General features: G+C 62.1%; 18 protein-coding genes. 11 read left to right on the top strand and 7 right to left on the bottom strand.

Going from position 1 to position 16,083, the window contains the following annotated elements; genetic code table 11:
- Positions 1 to 51: 51 nt before the first annotated feature.
- The 10 genes from nrdR to JV201_RS26030 all read left to right on the top strand — a co-directional run bounded on the left by nrdR (position 52) and on the right by JV201_RS26030 (position 7,470).
- On the top strand, positions 52 to 522 hold the full coding sequence (gene nrdR / locus JV201_RS26075) for a transcriptional regulator NrdR (protein ID WP_003209990.1): 471 nt from the start codon (positions 52 to 54) through the stop codon (positions 520 to 522).
- Positions 519 to 1,655, top strand: coding sequence for a bifunctional diaminohydroxyphosphoribosylaminopyrimidine deaminase/5-amino-6-(5-phosphoribosylamino)uracil reductase RibD (ribD, locus tag JV201_RS26070; protein WP_003209989.1), 1,137 nt, complete (start codon positions 519 to 521; stop codon positions 1,653 to 1,655). The genes nrdR and ribD overlap by 4 nt, the downstream gene beginning before the upstream one ends.
- Positions 1,656 to 1,689: 34 nt before the next feature.
- Positions 1,690 to 2,367, top strand: coding sequence for a riboflavin synthase (locus JV201_RS26065; RefSeq protein WP_003209988.1), 678 nt, complete (start codon positions 1,690 to 1,692; stop codon positions 2,365 to 2,367).
- A gap of 16 nt (positions 2,368 to 2,383) precedes the next feature.
- Entirely contained in the window at positions 2,384 to 3,475 is a 1,092-nt protein-coding gene (gene ribBA / locus JV201_RS26060) for a bifunctional 3,4-dihydroxy-2-butanone-4-phosphate synthase/GTP cyclohydrolase II (protein WP_003209987.1), read from the top strand.
- Positions 3,476 to 3,565: 90 nt separating this feature from the next.
- On the top strand, positions 3,566 to 4,042 hold the full coding sequence (gene ribE / locus JV201_RS26055; RefSeq protein WP_003209986.1) for a 6,7-dimethyl-8-ribityllumazine synthase: 477 nt from the start codon (positions 3,566 to 3,568) through the stop codon (positions 4,040 to 4,042).
- Complete coding sequence (gene nusB / locus JV201_RS26050) at positions 4,039 to 4,539, top strand: transcription antitermination factor NusB (protein ID WP_003209985.1); 501 nt, start codon at positions 4,039 to 4,041, stop codon at positions 4,537 to 4,539. Before ribE ends, nusB begins: the two co-directional genes overlap by 4 nt.
- 18 nt (positions 4,540 to 4,557) lie before the next feature.
- Positions 4,558 to 5,511 (top strand): thiamine-phosphate kinase, encoded by a 954-nt coding sequence (gene thiL, locus JV201_RS26045; RefSeq protein ID WP_008436495.1) that lies wholly within the window; start codon positions 4,558 to 4,560, stop codon positions 5,509 to 5,511.
- A 128-nt stretch (positions 5,512 to 5,639) separates the two neighbouring features.
- Positions 5,640 to 6,257 (top strand): GTP cyclohydrolase II, encoded by a 618-nt coding sequence (gene ribA / locus JV201_RS26040; protein WP_003209983.1) that lies wholly within the window; start codon positions 5,640 to 5,642, stop codon positions 6,255 to 6,257.
- Positions 6,254 to 6,673, top strand: a complete 420-nt coding sequence (locus tag JV201_RS26035; RefSeq protein WP_008436498.1) for a nuclear FMR1 interacting 1 family protein — start codon at positions 6,254 to 6,256, stop codon at positions 6,671 to 6,673. Before ribA ends, JV201_RS26035 begins: the two co-directional genes overlap by 4 nt.
- Positions 6,673 to 7,470, top strand: coding sequence for a cobalamin-binding protein (locus JV201_RS26030; protein ID WP_219406197.1), 798 nt, complete (start codon positions 6,673 to 6,675; stop codon positions 7,468 to 7,470). The genes JV201_RS26035 and JV201_RS26030 overlap by 1 nt, the downstream gene beginning before the upstream one ends.
- 107 nt (positions 7,471 to 7,577) lie before the next feature.
- Here JV201_RS26030 and JV201_RS26025 read toward each other — a convergent pair whose 3' ends face one another.
- The 7 genes from JV201_RS26025 to JV201_RS25995 form a co-directional block, all read right to left on the bottom strand.
- Positions 7,578 to 9,473, bottom strand: a complete 1,896-nt coding sequence (locus tag JV201_RS26025; RefSeq protein WP_219406196.1) for a TonB-dependent receptor domain-containing protein — start codon at positions 9,471 to 9,473, stop codon at positions 7,578 to 7,580.
- A 142-nt stretch (positions 9,474 to 9,615) separates the two neighbouring features.
- Positions 9,616 to 11,514 carry a 1-deoxy-D-xylulose-5-phosphate synthase gene (dxs, locus tag JV201_RS26020; RefSeq protein WP_219406195.1) on the bottom strand — a complete coding sequence of 633 codons (1,899 nt, stop codon included), beginning with the start codon at positions 11,512 to 11,514 and terminating at the stop codon, positions 9,616 to 9,618.
- A gap of 110 nt (positions 11,515 to 11,624) precedes the next feature.
- Positions 11,625 to 12,512, bottom strand: coding sequence for a (2E,6E)-farnesyl diphosphate synthase (gene ispA / locus JV201_RS26015; RefSeq protein ID WP_177055603.1), 888 nt, complete (start codon positions 12,510 to 12,512; stop codon positions 11,625 to 11,627).
- Positions 12,509 to 12,751, bottom strand: coding sequence for an exodeoxyribonuclease VII small subunit (locus tag JV201_RS26010; protein WP_003209964.1), 243 nt, complete (start codon positions 12,749 to 12,751; stop codon positions 12,509 to 12,511). The genes ispA and JV201_RS26010 overlap by 4 nt, the downstream gene beginning before the upstream one ends.
- Positions 12,752 to 12,839: 88 nt before the next feature.
- Positions 12,840 to 13,979 (bottom strand): Fic family protein, encoded by a 1,140-nt coding sequence (locus tag JV201_RS26005; protein WP_219406194.1) that lies wholly within the window; start codon positions 13,977 to 13,979, stop codon positions 12,840 to 12,842.
- Between the two features lie 415 nt (positions 13,980 to 14,394).
- Complete coding sequence (locus JV201_RS26000) at positions 14,395 to 14,787, bottom strand: MerR family transcriptional regulator (protein ID WP_219406193.1); 393 nt, start codon at positions 14,785 to 14,787, stop codon at positions 14,395 to 14,397.
- Positions 14,726 to 15,370, bottom strand: coding sequence for an NAD(P)H-dependent oxidoreductase (locus JV201_RS25995; RefSeq protein ID WP_177021483.1), 645 nt, complete (start codon positions 15,368 to 15,370; stop codon positions 14,726 to 14,728). Before JV201_RS25995 ends, JV201_RS26000 begins: the two co-directional genes overlap by 62 nt.
- A gap of 399 nt (positions 15,371 to 15,769) precedes the next feature.
- On the opposite strand from JV201_RS25995, the gene JV201_RS25990 reads away from it, so the two are divergent.
- Positions 15,770 to 16,081 carry a DUF6124 family protein gene (locus tag JV201_RS25990; RefSeq protein WP_178903047.1) on the top strand — a complete coding sequence of 104 codons (312 nt, stop codon included), beginning with the start codon at positions 15,770 to 15,772 and terminating at the stop codon, positions 16,079 to 16,081.
- The last annotated feature ends 2 nt before the right edge of the window (positions 16,082 to 16,083 follow it).

The following is a 16,083-nucleotide window of genomic DNA, read 5'->3' as shown; positions in this document are numbered from 1 at the left end:
TGCCACAGGGATGCGCTACCATGGCCCTCCCATTTTTTGTTGCCTGCCACCATGCACTGTCCCTTCTGCGGTGCCAACGACACCAAGGTCATTGACTCGCGTCTGGTCGCCGAGGGCGAACAGGTGCGTCGCCGGCGTGAATGCCTGGCCTCTGGCTGCGGTGAACGTTTCACCACCTTCGAAACCGCCGAACTGGTATTGCCACGTCTGATCAAGACCGACGGCAGTCGCCAGCCTTTCGACGAAGAAAAACTGCGCGCCGGAATGCAGCGCGCCCTGGAAAAACGCCCGGTGAGTGTCGAGCGGCTGGAAGCGGCACTGGTGCATATCAAGCACAAGCTGCGCGCCACCGGCGAGCGCGAAGTCAAATCCCTGGTGGTTGGAGAACTGGTGATGGGCGAGCTGCAAAAGCTCGACGAAGTCGCCTATATCCGTTTCGCCTCGGTGTATCGACGCTTCCAGGACCTCAACGAGTTCCGCGAAGAGATCGACCGCCTGGCCCGTGAGCCGGTAAAAGAATGAACCCACCTTCGGCAGAACAAGCGGTACTCGACGCCCATTACATGGCCCGTGCCCTGGAACTGGCGCGCAAGGGCCTGTACACCACCCACCCCAACCCCCGGGTTGGCTGCGTGATCGTGCGTGACGGGCAGGTTGTCGGCGAAGGCTGGCACGTGCGCACCGGCGAACCCCATGCGGAAGTCCATGCCCTGCGGGCAGCGGGCGACAAAGCCCGGGGCGCCACGGCCTACGTGACCCTTGAGCCGTGCAGCCACCACGGGCACACACCGCCGTGCGCCGATGCCTTGGTGAATGCCGGCCTGGCCCGTGTGGTGGCAGCGATGCAGGACCCGAATCCGGAAGTCGCCGGGCGTGGCATGCGCCGCCTGGCCCAGGCCGGGATCGAGACCCACAGCGGCTTGCTGGAAAACGAAGCGCGGGCGCTTAACCCGGGCTTTCTCAAGCGCATGGAGCATGGCCTGCCGTTTGTGCGGGTCAAGTTGGCCATGAGCCTGGACGGTCGCACCGCGATGGCCAACGGCGAAAGCCAATGGATCACCGGCCCGGCCGCCCGTGCCGCTGTGCAGCGCCTGCGTGCCCAGGCCAGTGTGGTGCTGACCGGCGCCGACACGGTGCTGGCCGATGGTGCTCGCCTGACCGTGCGCGCCGCCGAACTGGGCCTGGATGAAGAAACCACCGCCCTGGCGATGTCCCGTCCGCCGCTGCGTGTGCTGATCGACGGCCGCCTGCGGGTGCCGCTGAATGCGCCGTTCTTCAAGGCTGGCCCCGCGCTGGTCATCACCTGCGTGACGCCGGACAACCAGTACCCCACAGGCCCCGAGTGCCTGGTGGTGCCGGGTGTCGACGGCCAGGTCGACCTGCGTTCCGCGCTGGTGGCCCTGGCGGCCCGTGGTGTCAACGAAGTGTTGGTGGAAGCCGGCCCAAGCCTGGCGGGTGCCTTCGCCCAGCAAGGGCTGGTGGACGAGTACGTGATATTCGTCGCCGGCAAGTTTCTTGGCTCTGCCGCCCGGCCTTTGCTGGACTGGCCGCTTGAGAAACTGGCCGACGCCCCCCAACTCAAGATCACTGAAATGCGCGCTGTGGGAGATGACTGGCGAGTCACTGCCATCCCTCTGCCATCAGCGAGCGTATAATTCCCGGCCTGCGCCACGTCTTCAGGAGAACGGCATGTTCACCGGCATTATCGAATCCATCGGCAGCATCCGTGCAATGACCCCAAAAGGCGGCGATGTACGCCTGCTGGTTGAAACCGGCAAGCTCGACCTGAGCGACGTCAAACTGGGCGACAGCATCGCCGTCAGCGGTGTGTGCCTGACCGTTATCGAGTTGCCTGGCAACGGCTTTGCCGCCGATGTCAGTCGGGAAACCCTGGACTGCACCGCGATGAACGACCTCAAGAGCGGCAGCCCGGTGAACCTGGAAAAAGCCCTGACCCCGACCACCCGCCTCGGTGGGCACCTGGTCAGCGGCCACGTCGACGGTGTCGGCGAAGTGGTTGCCCGCAGCGAAAACGCGCGTGCCGTGGAATTTCGCATTCGCGCACCGAAAGAGCTGGCCAAGTACATCGCCCACAAAGGCTCGATCACCGTCGACGGCACGAGCCTGACGGTGAACGCCGTGAATGGCGCCGAATTTGAACTGACCATCATTCCCCACACCCTGAGCGAAACCATCATGGCGTCGTACCAGCCGGGTCGCCGGGTGAACCTGGAAGTGGACTTGCTTGCCCGTTACCTGGAGCGCCTGTTGTTGGGCGATAAGGCCGCAGAGTCTGACTCTCTTCAAGGGCCCGCCGGGAACATCACTGAAAGTTTTTTAGCCGCTAACGGCTACCTTAAATCCTGACCCAAGGGGGTGCCGCGTGGCGCTCAACAGCATCGAAGAACTGGTTGAAGACATCCGCCAAGGCAAGATGGTCATCCTCATGGATGACGAAGACCGCGAGAACGAAGGCGACCTGATCATGGCCGCCGAGTGCTGCCAGCCGGAACACATCAACTTCATGGCCAAGCACGCCCGTGGCCTGATCTGCATGCCGATGAGCCGCGAGCGCTGCGAGCTGCTGAAGCTGCCGTTGATGGCGCCGCGCAATGGTTCCGGGTTTGGCACCAAGTTCACCGTGTCCATCGAAGCCACTACCGGTGTCACCACCGGTATCTCCGCTGCTGACCGCGCCCGCACCGTACAAGCCGCTGCCGCGAAAGACGCCAAGGCCGAAGATATCGTCAGCCCTGGCCACATCTTCCCGCTGATGGCCCAGCCGGGTGGCACCCTGGCTCGCGCCGGCCACACCGAAGCGGCCTGCGACCTGGCGCGCATGGCCGGTTTCGAGCCGAGCGGTGTGATCTGCGAAGTGATGAACGACGACGGCACCATGTCCCGTCGCGCCGAGCTGGAAGAATTTGCCGCGCTGCACAACATCAAGATCGGCACCATTGCCGACCTGATCCACTACCGGATGATCCACGAACGTACCGTTCAGCGGATTGCCGAGCAGCCGCTGGACAGCGAACTGGGCCAGTTCAACCTGGTGACCTATCGTGATTCCGTGGAAGGCGACGTGCACATGGCCCTGACCCTGGGCACCATCTGCGCTGAAGAGCCGACCCTGGTGCGGGTGCACAACATGGACCCGCTGCGGGACCTGCTGATGGTCAAGCAACCGGGGCGCTGGAGCCTGCGGGCCGCGATGTCCGCGGTGTCCGAGGCCGGCAGCGGTGTGGTGTTGCTGCTGGGCCATCCGCTGGACGGCGACGTGCTGCTGGCGCATATCCGCGAAACCGCCGACCACGCGCCGGTGAAAAAACCGACCACCTACAGCATCGTCGGTGCCGGTTCGCAGATCCTGCGGGACCTGGGCGTACGCAAAATGCGCCTGATGAGTGCGCCAATGAAATTTAATGCCATATCCGGTTTCGACCTGGAAGTAGTAGAATACGTGCCCTCCGAATAAAGGCCGGCGTTGTTTGCCCCTTGTTCGCGGTTCAAATATCACTGAGGGGCGCGCACTAAGCGCGTCCCGGCTCTTTAAGAGATTTGTCGAATGACCCTGAAGACCATCGAAGGTACCTTCATCGCCCCCAAAGGCCGCTATGCCCTGGTGGTTGGCCGCTTCAACAGCTTCGTGGTTGAAAGCCTGGTAAGCGGTGCCGTGGATGCCCTGGTTCGCCACGGTGTGAGCGAAAGCGACATCACTATCATCCGCGCTCCTGGCGCCTTCGAAATTCCACTGGTTGCGCAGAAAGTTGCACAGCAGGGTGAATACGCGGCGATCATCGCCCTGGGCGCGGTCATTCGTGGCGGCACTCCGCACTTCGAATACGTGGCTGGCGAATGCACCAAGGGCCTGGCCCAGGTGTCCATGGAGTTCGGCGTGCCGGTCGCCTTTGGCGTGCTGACCGTTGATTCCATCGAACAAGCCATCGAGCGTTCCGGCACCAAGGCCGGCAACAAAGGTGCTGAAGCTGCCCTGTCCGCCCTGGAAATGGTCAGCCTGCTGGCGCAGTTGGAGGCCAAGTGATTAGCGACGACAGCGATCAGTTCAACCCCCAGGACCCGCGCCCGGCAGACGCCGGCAAGCCATCGAAAAGCGAAAAGCGTCGTTCGGCCCGCCAGCTCGCGACCCAGGCTTTGTACCAGCGCCACATGGCGAAAACCTCGCTGAACGAAATCGAGGCGCAGTTTCGCGTCGACAACGATTTCAGCGCGGCCGATGCCAGCTACTTCCACGACATCCTGCACGGTGTTCCGGCCAACCTGGCGGAGATCGACGCTGCACTGACGCCGTGCCTGGACCTGGCGATCGAAGAGCTGGACCCGGTTGAACTGGCCGTACTGCGCCTGTCCACCTGGGAACTGCTCAAGCGCGTCGACGTGCCTTACCGCGTTGTGATCAACGAAGGGATCGAACTGGCGAAAGTCTACGGTTCCACCGACGGTCACAAGTTCGTCAACGGCGTGCTCGACAAGCTGGCCCCGCGCCTGCGTGAAGCCGAAGTGAAGGCGTACAAGCGCTAACTGGCGCTTGCTGACTCAATGGGCGAGTTTGAGCTGATCCGCAACTACTTCGCCGCCGCGCCCTGTGCGCAGGGCGGCGAAGGCATTGCACTGGGGATTGGCGACGACTGTGCCTTGCTGGCTGTTCCTCCCGGGGAACAGCTGGCGATTTCTACCGATACCCTGGTGGCCGGCGTGCATTTTGCCGACCCCTGCGATCCGTTTCTGCTCGGCCAGCGCTCGCTGGCCGTAGCAGTCAGCGATCTGGCGGCCATGGGCGCCAATCCCCTCGCGTTTACCCTTGCCCTCACCACCCCGACGGTTGATGCCGATTGGCTACAACGCTATGCCCAGGGCTTGAACGCCATGGCGCAGGTTTGTGGCGTGGTTCTGGTAGGTGGCGACACCACCCGTGGGCCGCTGAGCCTGACCATGACCGTGTTTGGCCGGGTGCCGGCGGGCCAGGCCTTGACCCGCAGCGGCGCGCGGCCCGGCGACTTGCTGTGTGTGGGCGGTGAGCTGGGTAACGCAGCGGGCGCCTTGCCGCTGGTCCTGGGGCAGCGCACGGCGGAGGCGGCTATCGCCGAGCCGCTGCTGGCCCATTACTGGTCGCCGCAACCGCAGTTGGCGCTGGGCTTGGCGTTGCGGGGCAAGGCCACGTCTGCCATGGATATTTCCGACGGCCTTTTGGCTGATTGCGGGCATATCGCCAAGGCGTCGGCTGTCAGCTTGTTGATCGAGCAGCAAAAACTGCCGTTGTCCGCCGCCTTGCTGGCGTTCGTCGGTGAAGCGGATGCCCGGGTGGCCGCGTTGAGCGGGGGGGACGACTACGTACTGGCGTTCACCTTGCCGCCCGCCGAACTGGCGCCGCTGTTGGCCGCCGGTGTGCCGGTGCATGTAATCGGCCGGGTCGAGGCGGGGCAGGGCGTTACCCTGCTGGATGCGTCTGGCCAGGACGTCACGCCGGCCATTCGTGGCTATCAACATTTCTGAAAGGCATAGAACCAAGCTGAAGGCCAATCGAACCTATTGATCTTTATCAGCGATAATTCAGCTTAAGCGTCTGTAGGAACCTACTGTTACAATCCCTCCCCTGTGAAATCTGAAATCAGGAGCACAAGGTGCCCGTCGTTTTCGTCGCCGCTTCCAAGCTGCCAACCCCTTTTGCCACGTTCACCATGAATGGCTTTCTTGAAGAAGCCACCGGGCGCGAACACGTTGTTCTCAGCCTCGGTGACGTGGCGGACGGTGCCCCGGTCCTCGGTCGCGTGCACTCCGAGTGCCTGACCGGTGATGCGCTGTTCAGCCAGCGCTGTGACTGCGGCTCGCAACTGGAAGCCGCCCTGCAGGCCATCGCCCGTGAAGGCCGTGGCGTGTTGCTGTACCTGCGTCAGGAAGGCCGTGGCATTGGCCTGCTGAACAAGATCCGCGCCTATGAGCTGCAAGATGGCGGCGCCGACACTGTGGAAGCCAACGAGCGCCTCGGTTTTGCCGCTGACCAGCGCGACTATGGAATCTGCCTGCCGATGCTCCAGCACCTGGGCGTTAAATCCCTGCGGCTGATGACCAACAACCCGCGCAAGGTCAAAGCCTTGACCGACATGGGCATCACCGTCGCCGAGCGCGTGCCGCTGCACACCGGCCACAACCCGCACAACAAGCTCTACCTGGCCACCAAGGCCAGCAAGCTCGACCACATGATGGGCAACGAGCACCAGGGCGAGGCCGATCGGGCGTGACGCGCGGCCAGGTCAAGCGGCGGCTGTCGTTTAACTGGTGGCAATACCTGGCGTTGGCGCTGGCGCCGTTGTTTGTGATCAACCTCGTGTTTGGCAAGGCCGAGCCCTTGCTGCCGGTGCTGGCGATGCCGTTTTTTATCGCCGGCGTAGCCTCGATGTTTGTCAGCCTGCGTTACTTTCACGGCTATAAACACGCGCTGATCGCCACCGGCAAAGCCCTCGATACCCCTGAAGAGCCGGCTGCCTGGATCACCCTCGCGGCCCGCCGTCGTGTGGCGTTGCTGGTGGCTGCACTGCCGGCCTGGGTCGGCGCGCTGGCAGTGTTTGTCGGGCTGGAAGCGGTGCCGCTGTTTCTGTTGGCACTGTCGACCCTGGTGCTGTTCTACCTCTACCGCATCCCGCGCCAGTTGGGTTGATGCGCGTCTGGCTGGCGGTGTGGCTGCTGGTTGTCGCGGCCCAGGCTGCGGCGGTCGAGCGGGTGGTCAGCCTTGCGCCTTCGTTGTCTGAAATCGTCGTTGAACTGGGCGCCGCCGATTTGCTGGTGGGCGTGCTGGATGGCGGCGAGCGGCCACAGGCGTTGGCGAACGTGCCGTCTGTGGGCAACTACGGGCAGTTGGACATGGAGCGGCTGCTCAGCCTCAAGCCCGACCTGATCCTGCTTTGGCCCGGCAGCGTCGGCCCGGGCCAGCGTGAACAGCTGCAACGCCTGAACATCCCGGTATTTGTCGCCGAACCCCACAGCCTCGAACAACTCACCTCACAGGTCGAAACCATTGCCCGGCAACTAGGGCGGGATGACGCCGGCCGGCAATTGGCAGCGCAGTTGCGTCAGCGCTTGGCCGAGTTGCGCTCGCGCTATCACCGGGCCGAGCCGTTGCGGGTGTTTTATCAGGTGTGGAACCAGCCGCTGTACACCGTGGGTGGCGGGCAGATCATCAGCGATGCGCTGAGTGTGTGCGGCGCGCGCAATGTGTTCGATGACCTGAAATTACCGGCACCGCAGGTCAGCGTTGAGTCGGTGTTGCAGCGTAATCCCGAGGTGATTCTGGCGGGCGACCAAGCGCAGCTGGATGCCTGGAAGGCCTGGCCCCAGGTGGCGGCGGTGGCTGGCGGGCGTTTGCTGGTGGTGCCTGACAAGGGCCTGGAACGGCCCAGCGGGCAGATGCTGCAGGCGGTGGCGCGGTTGTGTCAGGTGATTGCACCGGGGCTGTGAGACCGCTATCGCAGGCAAGCCAGCTCCCACATTTGACCGAGTCGTCTGGATAAGCACGGTCCCCTGTGGGAGCCGGGCTTGCCCGCGATGAGGCCGGTGCAGGCGACTTAGAGTTCCGGCGTCCAGGTCACCCCGAACATCAGTGCCCGGCCTTCTTCCCGATAGCCATATTGCTGGCCTTGATACTGATACAGCGCCCGGCTGTAGTCCTTGTTCAGCAGGTTATCGAGCTTCATTTCCAGCGTGACTTCATGGTTCACCGCCCAACTGCCCCGTAGCCCCAGCAAGCCATACCCGCCCAGGCGTTGCTGGTTCGCCGCATCGTCGTAGCTGCTGCTCACCGCTTGCCAGCTGGCGCCGACGCCGAATTGATCGAATTGGCGATCCAGGTCCAGGCTCAGGGTGCGCCGGGCTCGACGCGCCAGTGTGCGCCCGGTGTCGCGGTCGCGTGGGTCGATCAATGCAACGGCGAGGCTGCTTTGCCAGCCGAACAGTTCTTGCTTGAGCGCCGCCTCGAAGCCGTTGATGCGTGCGGCGCTGACGTTTTGCGGGCCGTTGCTGGCAAACACGATCGCATCCTGAATATCGGTGCGGTACAGCGAGGCTTCCAGTCGGCTGCTGTCGCTCAGCTGGCTGCGCCATTGCACTTCGTAGCTTTTCGATGTCTCGGGCTTGAGGTTCGGGTTACTGTTTTTGAAGCCGAATTCGTCCGGGTAGTAGAGGTCGTTGAACGTAGGCGCGCGGAAGCCTTCGCTGTAGCTCAGCAACAGATCATTGTCCGGGTTCAGCGGCAGGGTGAAGGTGCCGCTCCAACTGTTGTGGCCGCCGAACTGTTGGTTATCGTCGCGACGCAGGCCCAGTTCAGTGGAAAAGGACTGGGCTTGAAAACGGTGCTGGATAAACGCCGCTCGATTCCAGCGACTGTCTTCGGCGAACGCTGTGCTGCTGTTGACCTGGTCCTCGTACCAGTCGCCGCCCAGTATCAGGCTGTTCTGCTCATTGAGGGTCAGGTCGTTCTGCCAGTTCAGTGAGTTGCGGTAAGTGTTGAACACGCTGCGTTCGGTGCTGAGCTTGTCCCGGGTTTCTTCGCGGTTTTCGCTGTGGCCCGCTTCCAGCCGGGACTTCCACGTGTCATTGATACGCGCGTCAACATAGGTGCTGACACTGCTCACGGTGAAGTGGGTGTAGGGCTTTTGCTGGAAGCTTTGGAAGGTGGTCGAATCGAAGCGACCGAACGGGTTGTCGAATTCGCTTTTGCCGCGGTTATCCAGCACGTTCACACCCGCTTCGAGGTCATCGTTGAAGGCATGGCTCAGGCTGAAACTGATGGCCTGGTTGCGATAGGCGTCATGGTCACGGTCGCTGGGATAGGAGTCGTACGTGCGATTGATTCCGGCCGTGTCATCCAGGCTGGCGCCGAGGTTGAAGCGGGTTTGCGCATCGCCGCCGGACAAGCCCAGGCTGCGTTCCCACGTCTGGTTGCTGCCAAATCCCACATGCAGGCGGGGTTGCAGGCCGGACTCGTTACCACGCCGGGTGAAAATCTGGATCACCCCGCCAATCGCATCGCTGCCGTAGATCACCGAGCGCGAACCACGCAGGACTTCCACGCGTTCGATCTGCTGGATGTTCAGGTGCTGCAGGTTGCTGTCGCCGGAAGTCGAGTTGCCGATGCGCTGGCCGTCGACCAGCACCAGGCTCTGGGCCGACTTGGTGCCACGAATGTAGACGCTTGCCAGACTGCCACGGCCACCGGCCTGTGAAACCTGCACGCCGGGCACGCGGCTGAGCAAGTCGGTCACGCTGGTGGGTTGCAGGCGGTCGATGTCGTCGCGGGTGAAGACGGTGTTGGCGGCGCTGCTGTCGTTGCGCGCCTGGACCTGGCGGTTGGCGCTGATCACCACGTCGGGCAGCTTGAGGGCTTGGTCGCGTTCGAAACTGTCGGCGAGCAGGTCGGCGGTTGGCAATAACAGAAGGGGCAGGGCAAGGCGAAGGCGGTTCATGGGCTGTCCGTAGCATTTGAAGTTGGCATAAAACAAATGTGGGAGCGGGCTTGCTCGCGAAGGCGCNGTGTCAGTCAATGCATCTGTCGACTGACCCAGCGCTTTCGCGAGCAAGCCCGCTCCCACATTTTTAATCGCGTTTCTACAGGCCCAGCAGGGCCATGCGCTGACGAACCGAAGCTTCAATCCCGGATTCATCCAGCCCGCACTCAGCCAGCATCTGCGCCGGCTTGGCATGCTCGACATACACATCTGGCAAGCCCAGGTGCAGCACCGACTTGAGGATATTCTCCCGCGCCAGGAACTCACTGACTGCCGCACCGGCGCCGCCCATGATGGCGTTTTCTTCGATGGTCACCAGCAGCTCATGGCTGCCGGCGATCTCGCGCACCAAGGCCTCGTCCAGTGGCTTGACGAAACGCATGTCTACCACCGTGGCGTCGATCTTCTCGGCCACTTTCAAGGCTTCAGCCAATTGCACGCCGAACACCAGCAAGGCAACGCCGCTGCCCTGGCGGCGGACGATACCCTTGCCGATTTCGATAGGCTCAAGGTCCTTTTCGATCACTGCATTCGGACCATTCCCACGCGGATAGCGCACAGCCGCCGGGCCGTTGTACAGGTGGCCGGTGCTGAGCATCTTGCGCAGTTCGTTCTCGTCGCTCGGGGTCATCACCAGCATGCCGGGGATGCAGCGCAGGTACGAGAGGTCGAAGCTGCCGGCATGGGTCGGGCCGTCTTCGCCCACCAGGCCCGCACGGTCGATGGCGAACAGTACGTCGAGGTTCTGCACCGCGACGTCATGAATCAACTGGTCATAACCGCGTTGCAGGAACGTAGAGTAGATCGCGACTACCGGCTTGGCGCCTTCACAGGCCATGCCCGCGGCGAAGGTCACCGCGTGTTGCTCGGCGATGGCCACGTCGAAATAGCGCAGCGGGAAACGCTCGCTGAACGCCACCAGGTCGGAACCTTCCTTCATCGCCGGGGTGATGCCCACCAGGCGCGGGTCGGCGGCGGCCATGTCACACAGCCATTCGCCGAACACACCGGAATACTTTGGCCCGCTGGGCTTCTTCGGCGCGGCGGCCGGGGCGTTCAGCGGTTCCAGCTTGGTGATCGCGTGGTAACCAATCGGGTCGACTTCCGCCGGGGCGAAGCCTTTGCCTTTCTTGGTCACGATATGCAGGAACTGCGGGCCTTTAAGGTCACGCATGTTGCGCAGGGTGGCGATCAGGGTTGGCAGGTCATGGCCGTCGATCGGGCCGATGTAGTTCCAGCCCAGCTCTTCGAACAGGGTGCCGGGAACCAGCATGCCCTTGGCATATTCTTCGGTACGACGGGCAATTTCCCACGCGCCGGGCAGACGCGAGAGCACCTTCTTGCTGCCTTCACGCATGCTGGCGTAAGTGCGGCTGGAAAGGATTTTTGCCAGGTAATTCGACAGGCCACCGACATTGCGCGAGATCGACATGTCGTTGTCGTTGAGGATCACCAGCATATTGGCATCCACTTCCGGCGCGTGGTTCAGCGCCTCGAAGGCCATGCCGGCGGTCAACGCGCCATCACCGATCACCGCAATCGCCTTGCGATCGCTGTTTTGCAGGCGGGCGGCAATGGCCATGCCCAGCGCTGCACTGATAGAGGTGCTGGAGTGGCCGACGCCAAAGGTGTCGTACTCGCTCTCGGAGCGGCGCGGGAAGGCGGCGATGCCGTCCTTCTGGCGCAGGCTGGCCATGCGCTCGCGGCGTCCGGTGAGAATCTTGTGCGGATAGGCCTGATGACCCACGTCCCACACCAGCCGGTCGTCCGGGGTGTCGAATACGTAATGCAGCGCAATGGTCAGCTCGATGACGCCCAGGCCGGCACCGAAATGCCCACCGGTCTGGCCGACCGTGTAGAGCAATTCCAGGCGCAACTCATCGGCCAGGGTTTCCAGCTCGGCTTCACCCAGGCGGCGCAGGCCGGCTGGCGTGTTGGCACGGTCCAGCAGGGGCGTGGCCGGGCGCTTGCGGGGAATCTCTTGAAACGTCGTGGGCATCAGGCGAATCGTTATAGGTATAGAAGAGGCGGCAGTTTACCTCAAGCATCGCAAACTGCCCACGCAGAGCGCCGAACTTGGCTGATATGCGGTGGAAAAGGCCGCTGTTGTCAGTGGCGACGTTCGACGATATACCGCGCCAGGTCACGCAGTGGCTCGGCAGCCGCGTCGAAAGGTCGCAGGGCATCCAGGGCCTGATCCCGCAGCTCCAGGGCGTACGCCTTGGCGGCTTCCAGCCCGAGAAGCGAAGGATAAGTCGGCTTGTCCCGTGCGATATCAGCACCCTGGCGCTTGCCGAGGGTCGCGGTATCGCTTTCAACGTCGAGAATATCGTCCTGCACCTGGAACGCCAGGCCGATGGCCCGCGCGTAGGTTTGCAGCGCCGCCAGTTGCGCCGCTTCGGCACGGCCACTGGCCAGGGCGCCGAGGTGCACGGCGGCCTCGATCAGCGCGCCGGTCTTGTGGCGGTGCATGTATTCCAGGGCTTGTTGATCGAGCTTCAAACCGACCGAGCCCAGGTCAATCGCCTGGCCGCCGACCATGCCGGCAGGCCCTGCGGCCAGCGCCAGCGCGGTAACCATGCGCAGACGGATCTCGGCGTTGACGCTGCTCAGGCGCGGGTCCAGCAGGGCGCTGAACGCCAGGCTTTGCAGGCCGTCACCGGCGAGAATCGCGCAGGCTTCATCAAAGGCTTTATGGGTAGTGGGTTGGCCGCGACGCAGATCGTCGTCGTCCATCGCCGGCAAATCGTCGTGTACCAGGGAGTAAGCGTGGATCAACTCCACCGCACAGGCGGCGCCGTTGGCTTCCTCGGCCTGGGCGCCGAGTGCTTCGCAGGCCGCATAGGCGAGCAAGGGGCGAACGCGTTTGCCACCGTTCATCACGCTGTAGCGCATAGCCTCATACAGACGGTTCAGCTCGGGGCTGGGCGCAATAAACAGCGGTTCCAGCGCAGCATTGACCCGGGCCTGGCTGCCGGCCTGATAAGCGTCGATCATTCAGGCTGTTCCGCATCGAAAGGTTCTTCGGCCAACTCCCCATCGCGTTCCAGCAACACCTGGACCTTCTGCTCCGCCTGCGCCAGGGCGCTCTGGCAGTCGCGGGTCAGGCCGATGCCTTGCTCGAATGCGGTCAACGAGTCTTCCAGCGACAACTCGCCGTTCTCCATCCGCTCGACCAGGGTTTGCAGGTCGGCGAGGGATTGTTCGAAATCGAGTGCAACTTTTTTGCGGGCCATGGCGGCTATTCCGGTAGACGGTAAACCGGCGCGACACTAGCAGACATGGGGGATTGGGGCAAATGAGTGGGGGGATTTGCCTTGTAAATCAATCGCCTTGGGTGTTGATTTGATAGCGGGTGCTGCGGCCGCCGCCGGGTAGCCGAACCAGGCAGTTTTTTTCCAGAAGATCGGCCAGATGTCGGGTCGCCGTTGCCTTGGACACTTTGGCCACCGCCTGATATTGGGCCGCGCTGATCCCGTGCTCAAAGCCCTTCTCGCCGCCGTCGAGCAAGCGATTCAAGACTTTTGTCTGCTCGGCGCTGAGTGCGTGGTCTCGATGCCGTTGCCAGAAGCGAGTTTTACCCAGCACCCGGTCGATCCGCGCCATCGCCTGCTGCAGGCTACGAAGCAGGGTTTGCAGGAACCACTCTAGCCAATCGGTGACATCCAGCGTGGCTTTTTGACTGGTTTCCAGTGCACGGTAATAGCCTGCCCGGTCTTCAAGGATGCTTGCCGACATGGCGTAGAAGCGGATCGCCTGGTTCTCCGCCTGGGCAAGCGCGAGGTCAGTAATAGCCCGCGTCAGACGACCGTTGCCATCATCGAAGGGGTGCAGGGTGACGAACCAGAAATGCGCCAGGCCTGCGCGGAGCAATGGGTCAAGGGCCGCATGATTCCGGCTGGCTTCAAACCATTCGATGAAATCGTCCAGCGACTGCTCCAGTCCTTGGCGGGGTGGGGCCTCGAAATGCACAGTGGGTCGGTCCAGTCTTCCCGATACAACCTGCATAGGCTCATCCCCCCTTAACGCGCCTACGTTCAAGCCGTGGGTGGAAAAGCGGGCTTCCTCGGCGGGAAACAACCATCGATGCCATTTGAATAGACGGGTGAGGGTAAACGGTTGAGCAAACTGTTGCGTGGCGTCCAGCATCAAGTCAGCCAGACCCTCGCTACGTCGGCTCACGGAGCCGTCTTGCAATTGCTCCAGGCCCAGGCGTCGGGCCAAAGAGGAACGTACCGAGCCCACATTCAGCTGCTCACCCTCGATTGCCGAAGAGGTCAGAATGTTTTGCAGCAACGCATCCAGTTCATTCTCTGAATTCTGTGCCTGGCTTACCGAACCGAGCATGCCCAGCAACTTTCCTTGCGCCTGCGTGCACTCTCGCAATAACGCTGCGAGGCGCTCAGGTTGCCAGTGAAAGTGCGGCCAGTCGGGTTGTTGCCAGATCCAGTTCGGGTGATCCATTGGGGCATGCTCGGTGTGTGAGCCGAATAGAAGGCTTAATCGGCTCATTTGGTGAGCCGATTGTGCAAGCTATTCGGCTCATCGTCCAGTCAGATGCGCACATCAGGTACAGCGCCGCCTCATCACTGGCCAGCAGCATCGCTTGTTCCATAACTTTTGGCGCAGTGCGAGCCAGCTCCATCAATTCGCTGGCTTTCGCCCCGAGGCTTTCAAACAGCTGCCGGGGTCCTTGAAGATCTCCTGCACCTGCTTGATGGCGTCCCACACCCCGCTGATCGCCGCCCAACTTCCCGCCAGCACGCCATTGCCAATCGCGCTTGAAGTGGACCTTTCCCAGTGCGGCCGGAAACCACCCCATTGCTTGCGAAGCTTTTTCCGTACCGAGCGGCTGCCCGGCACTACGTAAAACAGCGATTCAGCTCATTGACTGCAGCGAGGTTTTCAGTGGTGCGCTGCATTGACCCTGAGCGTCCTTGAGGTTGGCTTCAAATTCGACCAATCCCCTGTGCATCTTCTGCAGCGCTTCGATTTGCCTCATCAGTTCTTGCTTTTTGTTGGTGATTGCCATGTCCGCCAGCTCCCAAGGCAATCCATCACCAGGATGCCCACCCAGAATCACCTGCAACTCCTTGAGCTTGAAACCCAACTGCTGGGCGCACTTGATAAAACTCAGCAGCTCGACGCTCTGGGGGGAATAAATGCGATAACGACCTTCCCGTTGTGGCGCTGGCAACAGGCCGATGGCCTCATAGTGACGAATCGCCTTGATGGTTGTGCCCGACAGTTGCGCGGCTTTGCCGATGTACATGAAAAATCCTTTTCCCAAAGAGTGCGCCGGCCTGTTTCAGCCACTGTTCCCGCTGTGCTGGCGTAGAGCCAAGCACCGGCCCGAACTGCAACGTCTTGATCGGCTGGATGCCACAAAACTCCAGCGTCGTCTTGCGTATCTGGTGCAGCGCGGGCATGCGGTAGAACCACCTGTAATACCACGGCGGCGTGTCCAGGGTCACCAGCAAGTGCGCGGTTCTGCCCTTCAGGAGTTTGTCGGGGAAGGCCTTTCCCTTGCGGTATTTGAAGGCGAAACCGGATAGGAAAATTCGGTCGATAAAACCTTTCATCAACGCAGGGATTCCACCCCACCAGATGGGGAAAACAAACGTCAGGTGATTGGCCCACAGGATGTCGGATTGAGCGTTGAGCAGGTCGGGTTCCAGAGGCTGGGCCTGGTTGTAGCCGTTGTGGAGGATAGGGTCGAAGGCCAGTTCACCCAGACGCAGGATGCGTACTTCGTGGCCGGCGTTTTTGGCGCTGGTGATGTAGGTGTCGGTGAGGGCAGAGCAGAAGCTGGTGCTGGAAGGGTGGCCGAGGATGACCAGGATGCGTTGGCTCATGGTGGTGGGGTCCTGAAAGTTGGGGATTCAGGGTGAGGTGTGACCTTAGGGGGAGAGTCAAGAAGAGGCGGTGATTGGGAATGGCCAGGAAGACTGATCCCTTTCATTTGCAGGACGTTTCCTAGAGAATTCCAGGCGCTTGCGCCAGCAAAATCCCGCGACTAGTCTGCGTTCCGTCACTGCATATTCAGTGATCGGGTTTAGTCGCCCGGATTCGATTGGCGCACGATCAGTTCATGAGTCAGGCCGTTTTTCGCCTGCACTTTTATGGTGGCTGTGCGCAGGGCGCCCTCGGGCGCGCCGGGTTTCCAATCGACCGGTCGACTAACCTGCGTACAGCTGCCACCTTCGTTTAGTCGCGAGGCGTGGTGGCTCCAAATGTTTGATTGGAGATTTACCATGGTCAAAGTTACCCCCGATCCACCCACTTTCCGTAAAGCCTTACTGAGCGACAATGACGCCACTCGGCGCGCTATCGATCACTACCTCAAAGCGCCGGACGCGCAGCCTTCACCCAACCCGTTTACCGTTGATGACGAACTGAGTTTCGAAGATGCCCTGGCCCATGCTGCCGAGTTATTGCATTGCGCCGTGGCGACCGCCCAGGCGTCGACCGAGCCGCTGAATGGCGCACAGCGGGCGGTGATGCATTTGGTGGAAATGTCGAAGGTGGTGGTGGATCGAGCGCTGGACTGTTTGCAGCCGAGGTGAGG

The sequence above is a fragment of the Pseudomonas sp. Colony2 genome, from assembly GCF_019382755.1.
In the GTDB taxonomy this organism is placed as follows: Bacteria; Pseudomonadota; Gammaproteobacteria; order Pseudomonadales; family Pseudomonadaceae; genus Aquipseudomonas.
This window is presented reverse-complemented; position numbering and strand designations above follow the sequence as displayed.

Bases quoted from the DNA above. Each gene is read 5' to 3' on its own strand.
- ribD (WP_003209989.1), top strand. From the start codon at position 519: ATGAACCCACCTTCGGCAGAACAAGCGGTACTCGACGCCCATTACATG.
- JV201_RS26025 (WP_219406196.1), bottom strand. From the start codon at position 9,473: ATGAACCGCCTTCGCCTTGCCCTGCCCCTTCTGTTATTGCCAACCGCC.
- ribE (WP_003209986.1), top strand. From the start codon at position 3,566: ATGACCCTGAAGACCATCGAAGGTACCTTCATCGCCCCCAAAGGCCGC.
- JV201_RS26030 (WP_219406197.1), top strand. From the start codon at position 6,673: ATGCGCGTCTGGCTGGCGGTGTGGCTGCTGGTTGTCGCGGCCCAGGCT.
- JV201_RS26010 (WP_003209964.1), bottom strand. From the start codon at position 12,751: ATGGCCCGCAAAAAAGTTGCACTCGATTTCGAACAATCCCTCGCCGAC.
- thiL (WP_008436495.1), top strand. From the start codon at position 4,558: ATGGGCGAGTTTGAGCTGATCCGCAACTACTTCGCCGCCGCGCCCTGT.
- dxs (WP_219406195.1), bottom strand. From the start codon at position 11,514: ATGCCCACGACGTTTCAAGAGATTCCCCGCAAGCGCCCGGCCACGCCC.
- ispA (WP_177055603.1), bottom strand. From the start codon at position 12,512: ATGATCGACGCTTATCAGGCCGGCAGCCAGGCCCGGGTCAATGCTGCG.
- JV201_RS25995 (WP_177021483.1), bottom strand. From the start codon at position 15,370: ATGAGCCAACGCATCCTGGTCATCCTCGGCCACCCTTCCAGCACCAGC.
- JV201_RS26005 (WP_219406194.1), bottom strand. From the start codon at position 13,979: ATGGATCACCCGAACTGGATCTGGCAACAACCCGACTGGCCGCACTTT.
- JV201_RS26000 (WP_219406193.1), bottom strand. From the start codon at position 14,787: ATGTACATCGGCAAAGCCGCGCAACTGTCGGGCACAACCATCAAGGCG.
- nrdR (WP_003209990.1), top strand. From the start codon at position 52: ATGCACTGTCCCTTCTGCGGTGCCAACGACACCAAGGTCATTGACTCG.
- JV201_RS25990 (WP_178903047.1), top strand. From the start codon at position 15,770: ATGGTCAAAGTTACCCCCGATCCACCCACTTTCCGTAAAGCCTTACTG.
- JV201_RS26065 (WP_003209988.1), top strand. From the start codon at position 1,690: ATGTTCACCGGCATTATCGAATCCATCGGCAGCATCCGTGCAATGACC.